14 protein-coding genes and 2 tRNA genes are annotated in these 15692 nt (G+C 66.9%); 10 read left to right on the plus strand and 6 right to left on the minus strand.

Going from position 1 to position 15692, the window contains the following annotated elements; all coding sequences use genetic code 11:
* On the minus strand, positions 1-308 hold a 308-nt coding region (locus ACX80W_RS12435), incomplete at its 3' end, for a hypothetical protein (protein ID WP_459283730.1).
* 493 nt (positions 309-801) lie between these two features.
* Between ACX80W_RS12435 and ACX80W_RS12440 the strand changes: the two genes are divergently transcribed.
* Complete coding sequence (locus tag ACX80W_RS12440) at positions 802-1860, plus strand: 3-isopropylmalate dehydrogenase (protein ID WP_459283731.1); 1059 nt, start codon at positions 802-804, stop codon at positions 1858-1860.
* Positions 1861-1972: 112 nt separating this feature from the next.
* Positions 1973-3079 carry a branched-chain amino acid aminotransferase gene (locus tag ACX80W_RS12445; protein WP_459283733.1) on the plus strand — a complete coding sequence of 369 codons (1107 nt, stop codon included), beginning with the start codon at positions 1973-1975 and terminating at the stop codon, positions 3077-3079.
* A 76-nt stretch (positions 3080-3155) separates the two neighbouring features.
* Here ACX80W_RS12445 and ACX80W_RS12450 read toward each other — a convergent pair whose 3' ends face one another.
* From ACX80W_RS12450 to ACX80W_RS12460, 3 genes are all read right to left on the minus strand, one after another.
* Positions 3156-4697 (minus strand): putative bifunctional diguanylate cyclase/phosphodiesterase, encoded by a 1542-nt coding sequence (locus ACX80W_RS12450; protein ID WP_459283735.1) that lies wholly within the window; start codon positions 4695-4697, stop codon positions 3156-3158.
* Positions 4698-4702: 5 nt separating this feature from the next.
* Entirely contained in the window at positions 4703-5131 is a 429-nt protein-coding gene (locus tag ACX80W_RS12455) for a DUF7793 family protein (RefSeq protein WP_459283737.1), read from the minus strand.
* A gap of 719 nt (positions 5132-5850) precedes the next feature.
* Entirely contained in the window at positions 5851-6888 is a 1038-nt protein-coding gene (locus ACX80W_RS12460; protein WP_459283739.1) for a hypothetical protein, read from the minus strand.
* A gap of 230 nt (positions 6889-7118) precedes the next feature.
* Between ACX80W_RS12460 and ACX80W_RS12465 the strand changes: the two genes are divergently transcribed.
* From ACX80W_RS12465 to ACX80W_RS12500, 8 genes are all read left to right on the plus strand, one after another.
* The gene (locus ACX80W_RS12465) at positions 7119-7256 is read left to right on the plus strand and encodes a hypothetical protein (RefSeq protein WP_459283741.1); all 138 of its coding nucleotides are present in this window, start codon (positions 7119-7121) and stop codon (positions 7254-7256) included.
* 140 nt (positions 7257-7396) lie between these two features.
* On the plus strand, positions 7397-8170 hold the full coding sequence (locus ACX80W_RS12470; RefSeq protein ID WP_459283743.1) for a fumarylacetoacetate hydrolase family protein: 774 nt from the start codon (positions 7397-7399) through the stop codon (positions 8168-8170).
* 62 nt (positions 8171-8232) lie between these two features.
* Positions 8233-9741 (plus strand): glutamate--tRNA ligase, encoded by a 1509-nt coding sequence (gene gltX, locus ACX80W_RS12475; RefSeq protein ID WP_459283744.1) that lies wholly within the window; start codon positions 8233-8235, stop codon positions 9739-9741.
* Positions 9741-10538, plus strand: coding sequence for an HAD family hydrolase (locus ACX80W_RS12480; RefSeq protein WP_459283745.1), 798 nt, complete (start codon positions 9741-9743; stop codon positions 10536-10538). The genes gltX and ACX80W_RS12480 overlap by 1 nt, the downstream gene beginning before the upstream one ends.
* Positions 10539-10607: 69 nt before the next feature.
* Positions 10608-10679, plus strand: a tRNA-Gln gene (locus ACX80W_RS12485).
* A gap of 63 nt (positions 10680-10742) precedes the next feature.
* Positions 10743-10815 (plus strand) — tRNA-Glu (locus tag ACX80W_RS12490).
* Between the two features lie 131 nt (positions 10816-10946).
* Positions 10947-12713 carry a dynamin family protein gene (locus ACX80W_RS12495; protein ID WP_459283747.1) on the plus strand — a complete coding sequence of 589 codons (1767 nt, stop codon included), beginning with the start codon at positions 10947-10949 and terminating at the stop codon, positions 12711-12713.
* A gap of 62 nt (positions 12714-12775) precedes the next feature.
* Complete coding sequence (locus ACX80W_RS12500; protein WP_459283749.1) at positions 12776-14335, plus strand: GTPase; 1560 nt, start codon at positions 12776-12778, stop codon at positions 14333-14335.
* A gap of 9 nt (positions 14336-14344) precedes the next feature.
* Here ACX80W_RS12500 and ACX80W_RS12505 read toward each other — a convergent pair whose 3' ends face one another.
* Entirely contained in the window at positions 14345-14899 is a 555-nt protein-coding gene (locus ACX80W_RS12505; protein ID WP_459283750.1) for a DUF1697 domain-containing protein, read from the minus strand.
* Positions 14896-15618: an IclR family transcriptional regulator gene (locus ACX80W_RS12510; RefSeq protein ID WP_459283751.1), complete on the minus strand. Its 723-nt coding sequence runs from the start codon at positions 15616-15618 to the stop codon at positions 14896-14898. The genes ACX80W_RS12505 and ACX80W_RS12510 overlap by 4 nt, the downstream gene beginning before the upstream one ends.
* Positions 15619-15692 lie beyond the last annotated feature (74 nt).

The following is a 15692-nucleotide window of genomic DNA, read 5'->3' on the forward strand; positions in this document are numbered from 1 at the left end:
ATAACAACCCCGGCAACGGTGGCGGCGGGGATAACAACCCCGGCAACGGTGGCGGCGGGGATAACAACCCCGGCAACGGTGGCGGCGGGGATAACAACCCCGGCAACGGTGGCGGCGGGGATAACAACCCCGGCAACGGTGACGGCTGCGGCGACAACAACGGTGGGGACAACAACACCGGCGAGGACAACAACGGTGGGGACAACAACACCGGTGAGGGCAAAGACGACTGCGGTGAGAACCCCATCGAGGAGAACCCCATCGAGGAGAACCCCGTCGAGGAGAACCCCGTCGAGGAGAACCCCCAAACCCCGGAAACTCCGGAGCAGCCCTCTGCACCAGAATCCCCTGAAGTGCCGCAGGCCCCCTACACTCCAACCAAGCCTGGGGGAACCGTTGTGATCACGAAGGCCCCAGTGAAGACTGCGGGGGCCGTCACGGTGCGAACTGTGGTGGTGCCTGCTTCAACTGGGACGGTCCGCACCAATCAGGGCCTCAACATTCAGTCGGCTGCGGTAGCGGCATCGGATGACCCGGGCCAGGTATGGCTGGGAGGCCTTGTCGTGGCTAGCCTCACCGGTGCAGGCCTTCTGGCAGGCCGAGCCGTTGAGCGGAAGCGGAACGCCGGCTTCTAGCAGGGATCAACTAGTCAGTACAAGGGGGCGGGCACCCGATTGGGTGCCCGTCCTCCTTTCTGCAGCGGCAGCGGCAGCGTGGGCGAACACGGCGGCTCCCACGCGCCGATGTCTCACAAACTGAGACTGATTGTCCGCAGAACGGCCTACTTCGTAATCTGGGTCGATGGACGCCTCTACTGCTCGTATGGACCTCGCGATCATTCCCGGAGACGGCATCGGCCCTGAAGTCACTGCGGAAGCGGTGAAGGTGCTCTCGGCGGTACTGGCCAATGAGGTGGACCTTGCGCTCACGGAGTACTCCCTCGGTGCCGAGCACTGGCTCACCACCGGAGAGACCCTTCCGGACGAAACCCTCGCCCGGCTGCGCAAACACGATGCGATCCTGTTCGGAGCGGTGGGCGCGGCGCCAGGCGATAAGCGGATCCCCTCGGGGCTCATCGAGCGCGAGCTGTTGCTCAAGCTGCGATTCGAACTCGACCACTACGTCAACCTGCGCCCCTCCAGGTTGTACCCGGGGGTGGGGTCACCACTGGCAGAGCCCGGCGTCGTTGACTTCATCGTGGTGCGGGAGGGGACCGAAGGGCCCTATGCGGGCAACGGAGGTACCCTCCGGGGCGGCACGAAGCATGAAATTGCCACCGAGGTCTCACTCAACACGGCCCATGGGGTGGAGCGTGTAGTGCGGGACGCCTTCCGCCGCGCCAGCGAGCGACCCCGGCGGAAACTGACACTGGTCCACAAACACAATGTTCTGGTCTTCGCCGGGCACCTATGGAAACGGACCGTCGAATCCGTTGCGCGCGAATTTCCCGAGGTCACCCACGATTACCTGCACGTGGACGCGGCCACAATCTTCCTGGTCACCAATCCCGAACGATTCGACGTCATCGTCACAGACAACCTCTTCGGAGATATTCTCACCGACCTCGCTGCGGCAATCAGTGGAGGGATCGGCCTCGCGGCGTCGGGGAACCTCAATATGGACCGCACCGCGCCCTCAATGTTCGAGCCGGTCCACGGGTCGGCCCCGGACATCGCCGGGCAACAGAAGGCCGACCCTACCGCCGCCATCCTGTCGGCCGCCCTCCTGCTGCGGCATCTGGGCCAGCACGCAGCAGCCGAGCGGGTGGAACGCGCGGTCGAGGCAGACATCGCCGGGCGGACCGGTGGCCCACGAACGACGTCGGCAATCGGCGATGCGATTGCCGCCGCAGTGTCCTAAGGTGGTTAGGAACCATTAACCCAGCGTCGGCGAAGCAGCCGGCACTGACCACTGACCAGTTACCCTCCGGGAGCACAGCTCCGCCACGGAGCAGGTCACGCGCGGAGGAATCATGACAGCCACCGATCTGGAGTTTGCCCAGCATCTCTCCACCACACCCAAGACCGTGGAGCAGCGCGAGGCCATCCTCGCCAATCCCGGGTTCGGCAACCACTTCACCGACCACACCGCGATCGTGGACTTTTCGGTGGACGCCGATGGAAACGGCGGCTGGAGCAACGCGCGGGTGGAGCCCTACGGGCCCATCGCCCTGGACCCCGCTGCCGCAGTGTTGCATTACGGGCAGGAGATTTTCGAAGGCATGAAGGCCTACCGGCATGCCGACGGCTCCATCTGGACATTCCGTGCGGACGCCAACGCAGCGCGCCTCAACCGGTCCGCGGCGCGCCTTGCCCTGCCCCAGCTGCCGGAGGCGATCTTCCTCGAATCCCTGCGCCAACTGGTCTCGGCGGACCGGGACTGGATCCCGACCGGTGACGGAGAAAGCCTCTACCTGCGCCCGTTCATGATCGCGACGGAGGCATTCCTGGGTGTCCGGCCCGCCCGTGAGGTGTCGTTCCGCGTCATCGCCTCGCCCGCCGGAAACTATTTTGGCGGGGAGCTCAAGCCCGTTTCGATCTGGGTGTCCCGGAATTTCGCCCGCGCCGGCCGCGGCGGTACCGGCGCGGCCAAGTGCGGAGGAAACTACGCGGCTTCCCTCGCCGCCCAGCTTGAGGCAGAAGCCAACGGCTGCAAGCAGGTGCTCTTCCTGGACCAGTTTAATGACAACGCGGTTGAAGAGCTTGGCGGTATGAACGTGTTCTTCGTCTTCAAGGACGGCTCACTGGTCACGCCGGCCCTCTCAGGGACCATCCTCGAAGGTGTCACCCGATCCTCGGTAATCCAGCTGGGCCGCGACCGCGGGATGAACGTGATCGAGCGCAAGATCACGCTCGATGAGTGGCGCGACGGTGTCGCGAATGGCGACATCACCGAAGTCTTCGCCTGCGGCACCGCCGCGGTGATCACGCCGATCGGGCAGCTGAAGGACGGCGAGGAGATCATCGGTGCCCCGGACGCCCTGCCCGGCGAGGTGACGATGTCCATCCGCAGTCAGCTTTTGGGGATCCAGACCGGCACGGAGGAAGATGCGCACGGCTGGCTGACCCGCCTGGTCTAACCGCCGAATCAGGGTGGCGCGGCCAAACTGCTGCGCCACCCACTCACCGGTTCCGGTGGTGGGCCCCTGGAAGGGTTCAGGCCGGCAGGCTGAGGAACCTGCGGTTGGCGAGCAGGGCCTTGATTTCGTCGATCGGCAGCGGCCTGCTGAAGTAGAAGCCCTGGCCGCTGGCACAACCCATCGCCCGGAGCTGGTCGGCCTGTTCCTTCGATTCAATGCCCTCGCAGACAGCCTCGAGACCGGCGGCGCGGATCAACTGGAGGACCGCTGACACGAACCCGAACTGCCCGGGTTTCGTGTCGAGGTCGACGAGGAGTGAACGGTCCACCTTCACCATGCTGACGGGCAACTCCCGCAGGTAACTGATGGAGGAATAGCCGGTCCCGAAGTCGTCGATCTCGATTCCTACGCCCAGCTGCTGCAGGCTGAGCAGCGAGTACATCTCCACTTCGCCCCGGGTCACGATTGCCGATTCGGTAATTTCAATGACGAGGCAGGTCGCGGGGACGTCAGTCTCCCGCAGGAGTCCGCGGACATAGTCGACCAGGTCCAGCTGCTTTAGCTCGACAGCGGAAAGGTTCACCTGGAGCTGGAAGTCGTCATCGAGCGGAAGGTCGCGACGCCATTCGGCGAGGTGACGCAGCGACGTCGACATCACCCACCGGTCGAGGTCGTGGATCACCCCGATCTCCTCGGCGAGGGGGATGAACACGTCCGGTGGAATGAGCCCGCGCACGGGATGCTGCCATCGGACAAGAACCTCAAGCCCGATGATCCGGTTTGTCGCAAGTTCAACCAGCGGTTGGAAGTGGAGGACCAGTTCATCGCGGCGGATGGCGGCGCGGAGTTCGGCCGCCATTTGGCTGCGCAGTTGCCGCGAATACTGCATCACGGGTTCGAATACCTTGATGATATTCCGGCCCTCGCGCTTGGCGGCGTACATGGCCGTGTCCGCATCGAGCAGCAGGTCGTCGGCGGTCTGGTGGGGATCGCCCAGCCGCACACCAATGCTCGCCCTCGAGTGGACCTGTAGGTCCTCAAGTTCGATGATCTCGCCAAGGACTTCCAGTGCACGGCGTGCCACGCGCATGCAGATTTCCATGCTGGCCGCGGGAAGGAGAATCGCGAACTCGTCGCCTCCCAAGCGCGCGACGACGTCGCTGTCGCGCACCACGCCGTTGAGCCGGGTACCGACCTCCTGCAGAACGCGGTCACCCGCGTCATGCCCGAAGCGGTCATTCACGTTCTTGAAGGAGTCGAGGTCCAGGAGGATCAGGGCCGGCGGAGGTGCTCCATTCTTGGCCTCAACCAGCGCAGCCTCCAGGCTCTCCATCAGCGCCACGCGGTTCGCGAGCCCCGTGAGGGCGTCGGACATGGCCATCTTCTTCATGTCCCGGTGCGCCTGTCGAAGCATTGCCGTTCGGCTCTCGACCCGCTTCTCGAATTGGTCGTAAACCTGTTCAAGTTCTTCGGCGAGGAGGTTGAATCCGGTAATTACCGCATCGACCTCATCCCGCGCTTCAGACGGCTCGATCCGGCTGCTCAGCTCGCCGCGCGAGAGACGCACGATGCTGTCAACCAATTGGCCCAGCCGCGGATCCTTGTTTTCGGCGTTCATCCTTTTCAGGGTACCGGCCGGAATGGCACCAACCATGCAACGGCTTCCCGTCGCGATGTGAAGAATGCGACGGGGCATCTCGGCTGTTGGCCTCCGACTACGAAGTTGCCCAGTACCCGGTCGACCGGACTGGTGCCGAGAAGTGCAACAGCCGCCGACATCTGGGCGGCACCGAGGATGGCGCGCGCGTTTCGGTCGATGGACTTTACACCCCTGATGTCGATCAGCAGCGGGCGGGGGACTCCCGCCGCAAGTTGCCTGGCTTCCTCTGCCTTGTGCTCGGCGAGTCGCCGGGAGATATGCTCACCCGCCGGGAGCGTTATCACTGTGATGCCATCCGTGGACTTCGTCTGCTCCTTGAGCCGGAGTGCTTCACCGCCCCCGCCAGCGTCGAGCATGCCCGCGGCGTCGTGGAGCATTGTCTTGTCGGTCAATCGGTCCCCCAACCTTTCCCGTTCTGATTTCAGCGGACAAAAGCCCGCCGGCGGCGGTCCCCGCCATGGAGTATGTCGCGGCTCAGCCGGATGGCGCCGTAATCGACGATTAACACCCAGGGGGACTTCCCACCGGGCGCAGGCGGGATCGGCTGGGTCTCTTGACAGGGCCGGCCTCGTTTTCCGCCGCACCTACGTCGGCGGGCGGACCCGTATTCGGGGTCGCGGAAAGCGCAATGGTGATCGATTCTGACATATGCTCCCCAGCATCCATACGGCAACCGCACCGCCCTTTCAGGGCTGCATGACCTGTTGCGCTACCTGCCCATGGAAGGACAGAGACCCTGCTATTTCTGGGGCCACCACCGTGGACCCCTGAACGACGCCGCCGTCCGTCCGCTGCCACCGGCGGAGACGGACGCCTTGTGATGCGCGTAACAATAGCACCGATGGGGCCCGCTCCGCGGCAGCTTTAACTATGCCGTTGCTTGGTGCGGGAGGTCACCGGCATGGGGTAGGAAATCCACGTCCAGATGTTCTTGCGGCTGCTGGCGCAGTGCCCGGATTAAAGAGCAAGGCCCCGGCCGGGGTGGGAGTAATGGGGGGAAACGCCCAGCCCGGCCAGGGCTTAAGGAAGACTCTACACAACTTGCTACCCTCAACCGCAAGTCTGCTTCGCTAAGAGGTGAATTCGGAGCGGCGGCCGGCGGTGCGCTCGGTCAACCGCCCTGGACCTGGTGAATGAGTTGCCGTGCAGCGGCGGCCCGGTCATTCGCCCCGGACTGCACGAAGAGCTGTTCGCTGGCTTCCAGGTTCAGCAGCGCTTCCAGCTCAATGTGGCGCGCATTGAAAGCCTGGCCTAGGAGGAAGCGGGCTTCGGCGGCGGTGTGGGTCGCAAGCAGGGACTCCTGGGCGGTCACGGCCCGCAGTCGTTCGATCGCGGCATCGAACTGGCCGGTGAGCACGAGCCAATGGGCACGGGTCAGTGCCAGTTCGAGCTGGTCCCGCTCGCTGCCGCCGACAATCGAGCTGGCCATTTCGGCGCGGTCAATGCATTCGAGCGTTTCCGGCTCGACGACCCCCGCGGCGAGGCGCAGTGCAGCAGACGCGCGGTTGAAGCGGGCCCAAAGATCGAGGTCGTTGGTCGGCGACAGATTTTCCGCAGCGAGGCGGTGGTACTTGGTCCCGTCCTCCACTCGACGCATCAGATAGGCGACGTTTCCAATCGCCCAGTAGCCGAGGCCGGCCGTCTGTGGGCTCACGTCGCTCTGGCCGAGCAGTTCCGAAAGGACGAGGCAGGCTTCCCACGCATCGTCGAGTTGGTCACTTTCGGCCAGGGCGGCGATGAGGGCATGCTCCGCCTCGATCTGGGAATTGCTGTGTGTGGGAGCTTCGGCGGCTTTCGCCGTTGCAACCCGTGCCTCGGCTACCGCCTGATCAAGCTTCCCGCAGCCCTGGAGGGCCAGGGCGAGCGAGGTTGAAACGCGGGCGCCGAGGGCAGGTGAATCCTGCGTGATGGGATGCTTCTTCAGGGTCATGGCAATTGCTGAGGACGCAGTCATCGCTCCCGCCTTACGAAGGCACTCGGCGCGGAAGAAAGTCATTTCCCACCAGATATCCCCGTCACCGATCTCGCCTGCCAGGTCCGCCGCTTCCTCCGCAAGGCGATGAGCGCGGTCATAGTCACGCTGGTTCCAGGCCTCCCGCGCTTTCAGGCTAGCCAGTACGAGCGTGCCGGGGTCCCGATCGATGCTCATGTCAACCTCCGCTCAAGGCCCGGTGTGAAGGCGGGCGATTGTCATTGAATATAGGCAGAAGACCCCCACTGCTCCCGTGAGCTTAAGGCTAACATCGGGGAAATGTGAGAAATCGCAATAAATGTTGTCTATGTGACTGGTGTGTCTCGCTTTCACTCGTATACTGAAAGTGCTATCACGCTCGCGCAGGAGCTCCCTTCGCGATCTTCACGTATAACCAAGGGGTAAATATGAAGAAAATCGTCGCATCTCTCCTGCTGTCCGCAGTGTTCGTCGTTGCCGGAGGATCCGCTGCCGTTGCAGCAGACTCGACTTCCACGACGACCAAGACCACGAGCACCACCCGCGTTGGTAACTGGCCTTACTGATCCTTCCGGATCTCCGGTTAACCGGGCCAACCGGTGTTTGGAGACAAGCTGATAAGGGCCGTGAACCCGCCTCCTGGGGGGCGAGTTCACGGCCTTTCCGCTGCCCGGGGACGTCCGCTGTGAACCTGTAGCCTAGAGCAATGCGTATAGCCCGCTTTGTTGTAGATAACGATCCAATGTTCGGCGTCGTCGAAGGGCCGGAGGGCAGCGAGGAGCTCGCGGTCATCAACGGTGATCCCTTCTACTCCGGAGTTCAGCTCACCGGAGCCCGGCACCCGCTGGCCGACGTCCGCCTCCTGGCGCCCGTGATTCCCCGCAGCAAGGTGGTCGGAATCGGCAGGAATTATGCGGATCACGCCGCGGAACTCGGCAATGAGGTGCCGCCGGCTCCGTTGATGTTCCTCAAGCCGAACACCTCCGTGATCGGCCCGGGCGACCCCATCCTCCTGCCGTCCTTCTCAGACGAAATTTCCTACGAGGCCGAGCTGGCTGTCGTCATCGGACGCATCTGCAAGGACGTGCCCCTGGAGCGGGTCGACGACGTCGTGTTCGGATACACGTGCGCCAACGACCTGACGGCGCGTGACGCCCAGCGGACGGATGACCAGTGGGCACGGGCCAAGGGCTTCGACACCTCGTGCCCCATCGGGCCCTGGATCGAGACGGACCTCGACCCGGAAAACCTCGCCATCAGGGGAAGCCTCGACGGTGAGCTCCGCCAGGACGGCTCCACCAGCCAGATGATCTGGGGAGCCAAAGAGCTCGTGGCGTATGTCTCCCAGGCCTTCACCCTGCTTCCCGGCGACATCATCCTCACCGGCACTCCGGCGGGTGTCGGACTGATCAGCGAGGGCCAGCGCTACGAGGTGGACGTCGAAGGGATCGGCCGGCTTTCGAATCCTGCCCGCCGGTAGCAACCGGCACCCACCGCCCGGTGGGCGGTGGGGATGGGGCCGGCTACTAGAATTGGCCCATCATGACTACTGCAGCCGAGATTCCCACTGTCAACGACTCAACCGCGGTCCGCGTACGGTTCTGCCCGTCACCCACGGGCACCCCTCACGTCGGGTTGATCCGTACCGCCCTCTTCAACTGGGCGTATGCCCGGCATACCGGCGGCAAGCTGATTTTCCGGATCGAGGACACCGATGCGGCCCGCGACAGCGAGGAAAGCTACAACCAGCTCCTCGATGCGATGCGGTGGCTCGGCATCGACTGGGATGAAGGCGTCGAGGTGGGCGGCCCCCACGCGCCGTACCGGCAGTCGCAGCGCGGCGACCTCTACCAGGATGTGATCGCCAAACTCGTCGAGGCCGGACACCTCTATGAGTCCTTCTCCACCCCCGAGGAGGTTGAGCACCGCCACCGGTCGGCCGGGCGCGACGTCAAACTCGGCTACGACAACTTCGACCGCACCCTCACCGAAGTGCAGCGCGAGGCGTTCCGCAGCGAGGGCCGGGCCGCGGTGCTTCGACTCCGGATGCCGGATGAGGACATCACCTTCACCGACCTGGTCCGCGGTGAAATCACGTTCCGCGCCGGAAGCGTCCCCGACTTCGCCGTCGTGCGCGCCAACGGGGCCCCGCTCTACACCCTGGTCAATCCGGTTGACGACGCGCTGATGGGCATCACGCACGTCCTGCGCGGCGAGGACCTGCTCTCCTCCACCCCGCGGCAGATCGCCCTCTACCGGGCCCTGATCGACATCGGCGTCGCGCGCTACATGCCACTGTTCGGGCACCTGCCCTACGTGATGGGCCAGGGCAACAAGAAGCTGTCGAAGCGCGACCCCGAGTCGAACCTGTTCCTCCACCGCGACCGCGGCTTCATCCGCGAAGGGCTGCTCAACTACCTCTCGCTTCTCGGCTGGAGCCTCTCCGCCGATGAGGACATCTTCAGCGTCGACCAGCTCATCGAGAAGTTCGACGTCCGCGACGTCCTGGCCAACCCTGCCCGCTTCGACCTCAAGAAGGCCGAGGCGATTAACGGGACCCACGTTCGCCTGCTCGAACCGGAGGACTTCCGCTCCCGCCTCGTCCCGTACCTCCAGGCTGCCGGGTTGGTGGGGGACCCGGTGACCGAGCGCGAGGAAGCCATCATCGCGGAGGCGGCACCGCTCGTCCAGGAACGGATCACCCTGCTGGGCGAGGCCCCCGAGATGCTCGGGTTCCTGTTCAAGGACGACGACTCCATTGACGTCGCCGACGACGCCCGGAAGGGCCTGCCGGAGAACCTGGGGGAGGTCCTCGCCAAGACCCTCGACGCACTGGAGTCGGTGGCCGACTGGGACGCCGAGGCCATCCAGGGCGCCCTGAGGGCCGCCCTGGTGGATGACCTTGGCCTCAAGCCCCGGCTCGCCTTCGGCCCGGTGCGCACGGCCGTGTCGGGGCGGCGCATCTCCCCGCCGCTGTTCGAGTCGATGGTCATCCTTGGCCGTGATTCCTCGCTGGCGCGGATCCGCTCCTTCGCCGGGGCGGTGGGCTGATGGGGACCGGCGGCGGTGCCGGTGGAGCCGCGCCGGCCATCGAAGGCGTGCTCTTCGACATCGACGACACCCTCGTCGACCTCGAGACCGCCATGGGCAGGACGCTCCACCATATCGCCGGGGATGGTTTCGGGCATCTGAGTGACGACGACTGGGCCGAGTACAAGCGGCTCTTCACAACGGACCCTCAGGGCCACTACGAAAGCTTCCTGGCCGGCCAGTTGACCTTTGTTGAGCAGCGCCTTCGACGCGCCCGCCACGCCCAGGCGGCCTTCATCGCCGACCCGCTCGAGGGGGAGGCCGCCCACCGCTGGAACAGCGCCTACGAGGCCACCCTGCCGCTGCATTTCCGGCCCTACGACGACGTGATGCCCCTGCTCGACGAACTCGATGCACGGGGCATCCCGTACGGTGCCGTGAGCAACAATGTGCACGACTACCAGCGGGCCAAGCTGGACCGTTCCGGGCTGGGCCGCATCCGGGTCCTGGTGGGAATCGACGCCGTCGGGGTGGCGAAGCCCGATCCGGGAATCTTCCATGAGGGGGCCCGGCTCCTCGGGACCGACCGGGCGCGCACCCTCTACGTCGGAGACAATCCCGATCTCGACGCCCGCGGCGCCGATGCCGCGGGCCTCGTTGGCGTCTGGCTCGACCGGCGTGCCGCCGGGGCGCCTGCCCGGGGAGCGGCTTCCGGCGCCCGCGCCGGAGCCGCCGACAACGGCGGAACGGCGGGGGAGGGGCTGCGCCGGATCACCGATTTGGGCGCCGTTTTGCAGTTCCTGCCATCTTTCCGGTAGAGTTATTTCTCGGCGCGGAGCGGTAACGCAGCCGGAAGCCTGCACCACTGGGCCTTCGGAAAGTGCCATTGGGGTATGGTGTAATTGGCAACACACTGGTTTCTGGTACCAACATTCTAGGTTCGAGTCCTGGTACCCCAGCGCAGTAAAATGCAGCAGTTCAGCAGTAAAAGCAGTACCGAAGTAAAGCAGGATCAAAGTACTGGCCCCATCGTATAGCGGCCTAGTACGCCGCCCTCTCACGGCGGTAACGCGGGTTCGAATCCCGCTGGGGTCACGAGCGTCCTTGTTCAAGGACATCGCTGAAGACGCCCCGGACATTCATCGGATGTCCGGGGCGTTTTTTTGTGCCCGCGAGCCCCTCGGCCAGCCCCAGCACGAAACTAAGCAAGCTGGCATGATGGAAAGATGAATGCATCCCTCACCGCCGCGGACGCCCACGGGCTTGCGGGGTTTCTCCGGGAGGTGCATGGTGCACTGCTGGGCGCCGGGTTCCCTCTCTCGCTGGCCGGCGCTCCGGCGGCACGGACCGCGGCGGCCGCGGCGGCCGCACAGCTCGACGATTACATCCTTCCGCGGCTCGAGCGCCTCGACGCCCCCCTGCTCGCCGTGATCGGCGGCTCGACCGGAGCAGGCAAATCCACCCTCGTCAACGCACTCATCGGCCGTCCGGTGACCCGCACGGGTGCTGTCCGCCCCACAACGCGGCAGCCCATCCTCCTGCACCACCCAGCCGAGGCGGAGTGGTTCACCTCCCAACGCGTGCTGCCCTCGCTGAGCCGCGTCCAGGCCGGGTACGGGGAGCTCGCCCCGCAGGACGCCGCCGGAGTGGCGGCCGGAACCCTCCTGCTGCAAGGTGAGTCCACGGTCCCGCGCGGACTAGCAATCCTCGATGCGCCCGACATCGACTCCATTGCGGACGAAAACCGGCGGCTCGCCGGGCAGTTGCTCGCGGCCGCGGACCTGTGGATCTTCGTCACGACGGCCAACCGCTACGCCGATGCCGTCCCGTGGAAGCTGCTCACCGAAGCAGCACGGCGCGACATCCTCCTGGCCGTGGTCCTCGACCGCGTACCGGCCGGGGTGGAAGAGGAGGTCCGCGGCGACCTCATGACCCTCCTCGCCGCCGAGTCCCTCGGCCATGCCCCGATCTTCGTCGTACAGGAGTCCGACCTCGATTCCGACGGCATGCTGCCCGCCGGATCCGTCGACCCGATCCGCCGCTGGCTGCAGGCCCTGGCCGCCGACGCCGAGGGAAGGGCCGACGTCGCGCGACGCACCCTCGCCGGCGCGGTGCGCGCCCTGGCCGGGCGCGTCGAGGAGGTGGCGGAGGCCGCCGAGGCCCAGCAGTCGTCCGCGGTCCGGCTTGCAGGGTCGGCGGAGGCCGCCTACGAGGAAGCCCTCGCCGCGATCCTTCGGTCGACCGAGGACGGCACGATGCTGCGCGGGGAAGTCCTCGCGCGGTGGCAGGACTTCGTGGGCACGGGAGAGTTCATGCGCGGTATCGAAACCCGGGTGGGATGGCTGCGTGACCGGATCACTGCCTTCTTTACCGGCCAGCCGGCTCCGGCAACCACCGTCGCCGCGGCGATCGAAACGGGGCTCCACTCGGTGATCGTCGAGGAGTCCGCCAAGGCCTACGAGCAGACCGAGCAGTGGTGGCGCAGCGACGACGCCGGCCGCGCCCTGCTCGCCGGGAGGGGGCCCTATGTCAGCGACGAGTTTTCAGCGGAGGCGGCACGCCAGGTTCGGGAGTGGCAGCAGGACCTGCTCGACCTCGTGAGCACGGAGGGCTCCGACAAGCGGTTCGCGGCACGGATGCTCTCCTTCGGGGTCAACGGGGTGGCGGTCGCCCTGATGGTCGTTGTCTTTGCCTCGACCGGCGGGCTGTCCGGTGCCGAGATCGGCATCGCCGGCGGCTCAGCGGTCGTCGGCCAGAAGCTCCTGGAGGCCGTCTTCGGCGAGGACGCCGTCCGCCGGCTCGCCAAGACCGCCCGTGAAAACCTCGAGCGGCGGTGCCGGGCCCTGCTCAGTGCGGAGAGGGAGAAGTTCACGGTCCTCCTCGCGCCGGTGGCCGAGCAGACGCAGCCCGACGCCTTGTTCGCCTACGCGCGGCGGCTCGCCGGGACCGACCTCACCGGCGCCGCAGCTGCCGCAACCGGTGGCAGCCGGTGAGCCGGCACCGCGGCGCGGGGTCAAAAAGCGGTCTGCATGAGCAACTTGAGGCACTCGACACGGTGCGCGAGCTTGCCGAGGGCCGGCTTGCCGAGGAGCAGGTGCAGGACCTGTTCAGCGTCCTCGACCGGGCGAGCAGCAGGCGCTCCCTGTCCGCCGACCATACGGTCATCGGGATTTTCGGGCCCACCGGGAGCGGCAAGTCGTCGCTGATCAATGCGCTCAGCGGCACGGACGTAGCGCGGGTGGCGGCCCGCCGCCCAACCACCTCCAAACCGCTGGCGGTGGTGTGGGGTGCCGAAGGGAGCGGCCCGCTCCTTGACTGGCTCGAAGTGGACGAACGCCATGAGATGCCGGCAAAGTCGGCCCTGCTCGGCGGAGACACCGGCGGGCTGATCCTGCTCGACCTTCCGGACTTCGACTCGACAGCCACCGCCCACCGCGCAGTCGTGGAACGCATGTCGGGTCAGGTGGACGTCCTGCTGTGGGTTGTCGACCCCCAGAAATACGCCGACGCCGCCCTCCACCACGATTTCCTCGCACCGCTCGCCTCCCACGGCGCGGTGACCCTTGTCGCCCTCAACCAGGCGGACCGGCTCTCGGGCCGCCAACAGGAGCAGGTGGCCGCCTCGCTGAGCGGAATCCTGGCGGGGGAGGGCCTCGGCAAGGTGAAGGTCTTCCCGGTCTCCGCCCGGACGGGCGACGGCCTCAACGAACTCGCCGGCGCCATCCGGGACATCGCGGGAAGGAGACAGGCGGCGAACGCACGGCTCGCCGCCGATGTCGCCGGGGCTTCCGCCCGCCTCGCACCCTTCACCGGCCCCGAGGACCTTCCGGTGCCCGGCAAGGCCGTGCAGGCCGACCTCTCCGCCCGCCTCGCCGCGGCTGCCGGCGTCGACGCCGTCGTGGACGCCGTTGTGCGGTCCTACCGCCGGGATGCCCACGCGGCGACGGGATGGCCCGTCACGCGCTGGCTGGGCTCCTTCCGCTCCGACCCGCTCCGACGGCTCAACCTGCGCCGAAGCGACATCGACGCGGCGCTGCGGCGGACCTCGATGCCCCACGGTGAGCCGGCCCAGAGGGCCCGGGTGGACCAGGCGCTGCGGACCTTCGCGGACACGGCGGCGGGATCGGCGGTCGAGCCGTGGCGCTCGGCGATCCGTTCGGCAGCGCGCGGCACCGTCCCGACACTCCTCGACGGACTTGACCAGGCGGTGGCGGGAACCAACCTCGACACCGGCCGAAGGTCCTGGTGGTGGCCGCTCGTGGGACTGCTCCAGTGGCTGGCCCTCGCCGCGCTGGTGGTGGGCATCGGCTGGCTTGGCGTCCTCGCGGCGCTCGGGTTCCTCCAGCTCAACGTTCCGGACGCTCCCTCGGTCGAGGGATTCCCGATTCCGACGCTGCTGATCGCCGGAGGTATCGCCGCAGGCATCCTCCTGGCGGTGCTCGCCTCGATCATCGCCCGGTTTGCCGCCAAGGCGAGGGGACGCAAGGCGCGGCGCCGGCTCCGCGCCGCGTGTGCAGGGGTGGCCGAAAACGTGGTCGCCCAGCCCGTCGCTACCGAAATCCGCCGGTACAACGCATTCCGTGCGGCGCTTGCGGCGGCGGGCCGAACCCGCTGACGCGCTGCGTCAATCCCGCAGGGCGGCGTGAACCTTGGCCAGCGTCCGGAGGTTGCGGGTGGTGGTCGCCGTCCGAAAGCGGGTCTTGGCCGTGATCCTGCCCAGTCCCGAGTCCAGGGTTCCTCCGCGCGGTGCCTGCCAGGCCACGGCGTCGGGTCCGAGGATCACGAGTTCCTCGTCAGCGGCCCGGGCTTCGGCGGCGAGCTCGTCCACCGCGGCGGCATCGGAGCTCAGGGTGATGTAGGCGTGGACCGCCGGGTCGTCGGCGGCGAAGGGACAGGCCTCAAGGAGTTCGGCGACCCGCTCCGCCGTGAGGACCACGACCCACGCGTCGTACCCGAACGCCGAACGCAGGCGCTGCTCCACGGCGTCCTTGAGCTCGTGGGGCGGGAGCACGGAGGAACAGACGACGTTCCCCGACGCCAGCAGCGTGCGCGGATGCGACAGCGGAAGTCCCTCAAGTGCCCTTTTCAGGTCCGCCATCCGGAGCGTGGTGCCCTGGACGTTGACTCCCCGGAGGAATACGGCGAACCGGGCGGCCGGGGCCGCTGCGGCGCCCGTCACTCGTTCGCGGCTTTGCTCACGGCCAGCGTAAGCTGCTGGGCTGCCTCGGTGACCACCTCGGCGTGGATCCGTCCGGGCTGGCGCGTCAGGCGTTCCATCGGCCCCGAGATCGAGACGGCCGCCACCACGCGCCCCGAGGGGCCACGCACCGGCGCGGACACGGAGGCGACCCCCGGCTCGCGTTCGCCGAGGCTCTGCGCCCACCCGCGCCGCCGGACCCCGGCCAACACCGTCGGGGTGAAGCGCGCATTCTGCAGCCCCTTGAGGAGGCGGTCGTGGTCCTCCCACGCGAGCAGGCACTGGGCCGCCGACCCGGCACGCATCGACAGCTGGGTTCCAACGGGGATGGTGTCGCGGAGCCCCGCCGGACGCTCGGCGGAGGCCACGCAGACGCGCCACTCGCCCTGCCGCCGAAACAGCTGGGCGCTCTCGCCCGTGGCGTCGCGCAGCTGCATCAGGACTGGGCCCGCGGCGGCGATCAGGCGGTCCTCGCCGGCCGCGCTGGCGAGCTCAACGAGCCGGCTGCCCAGCACGAACCGCCCCTGGATGTCGCGGCTGACCAGTCGATGGTGCACCAGGGCGAGGGCGAGCCGGTGCACGGTGGGGCGGGCAAGGCCCGTCGAAGCCACCAGCTGGGCCAGCGTCGTCGGACCGGCCTCGAGGGCGTCCAGGACGGTTGCCGCTTTATCAATGACTCCCACACCGCTAGAATTGTCCATAGATTGATATTGCCGTCTCAGTATCTGAGACGCAAGTCCTCGGGCTGGCGTGTCGGAGGGTGCACTGGTTCAGT

The organism is Arthrobacter melezitosi, assembly GCF_054511055.1.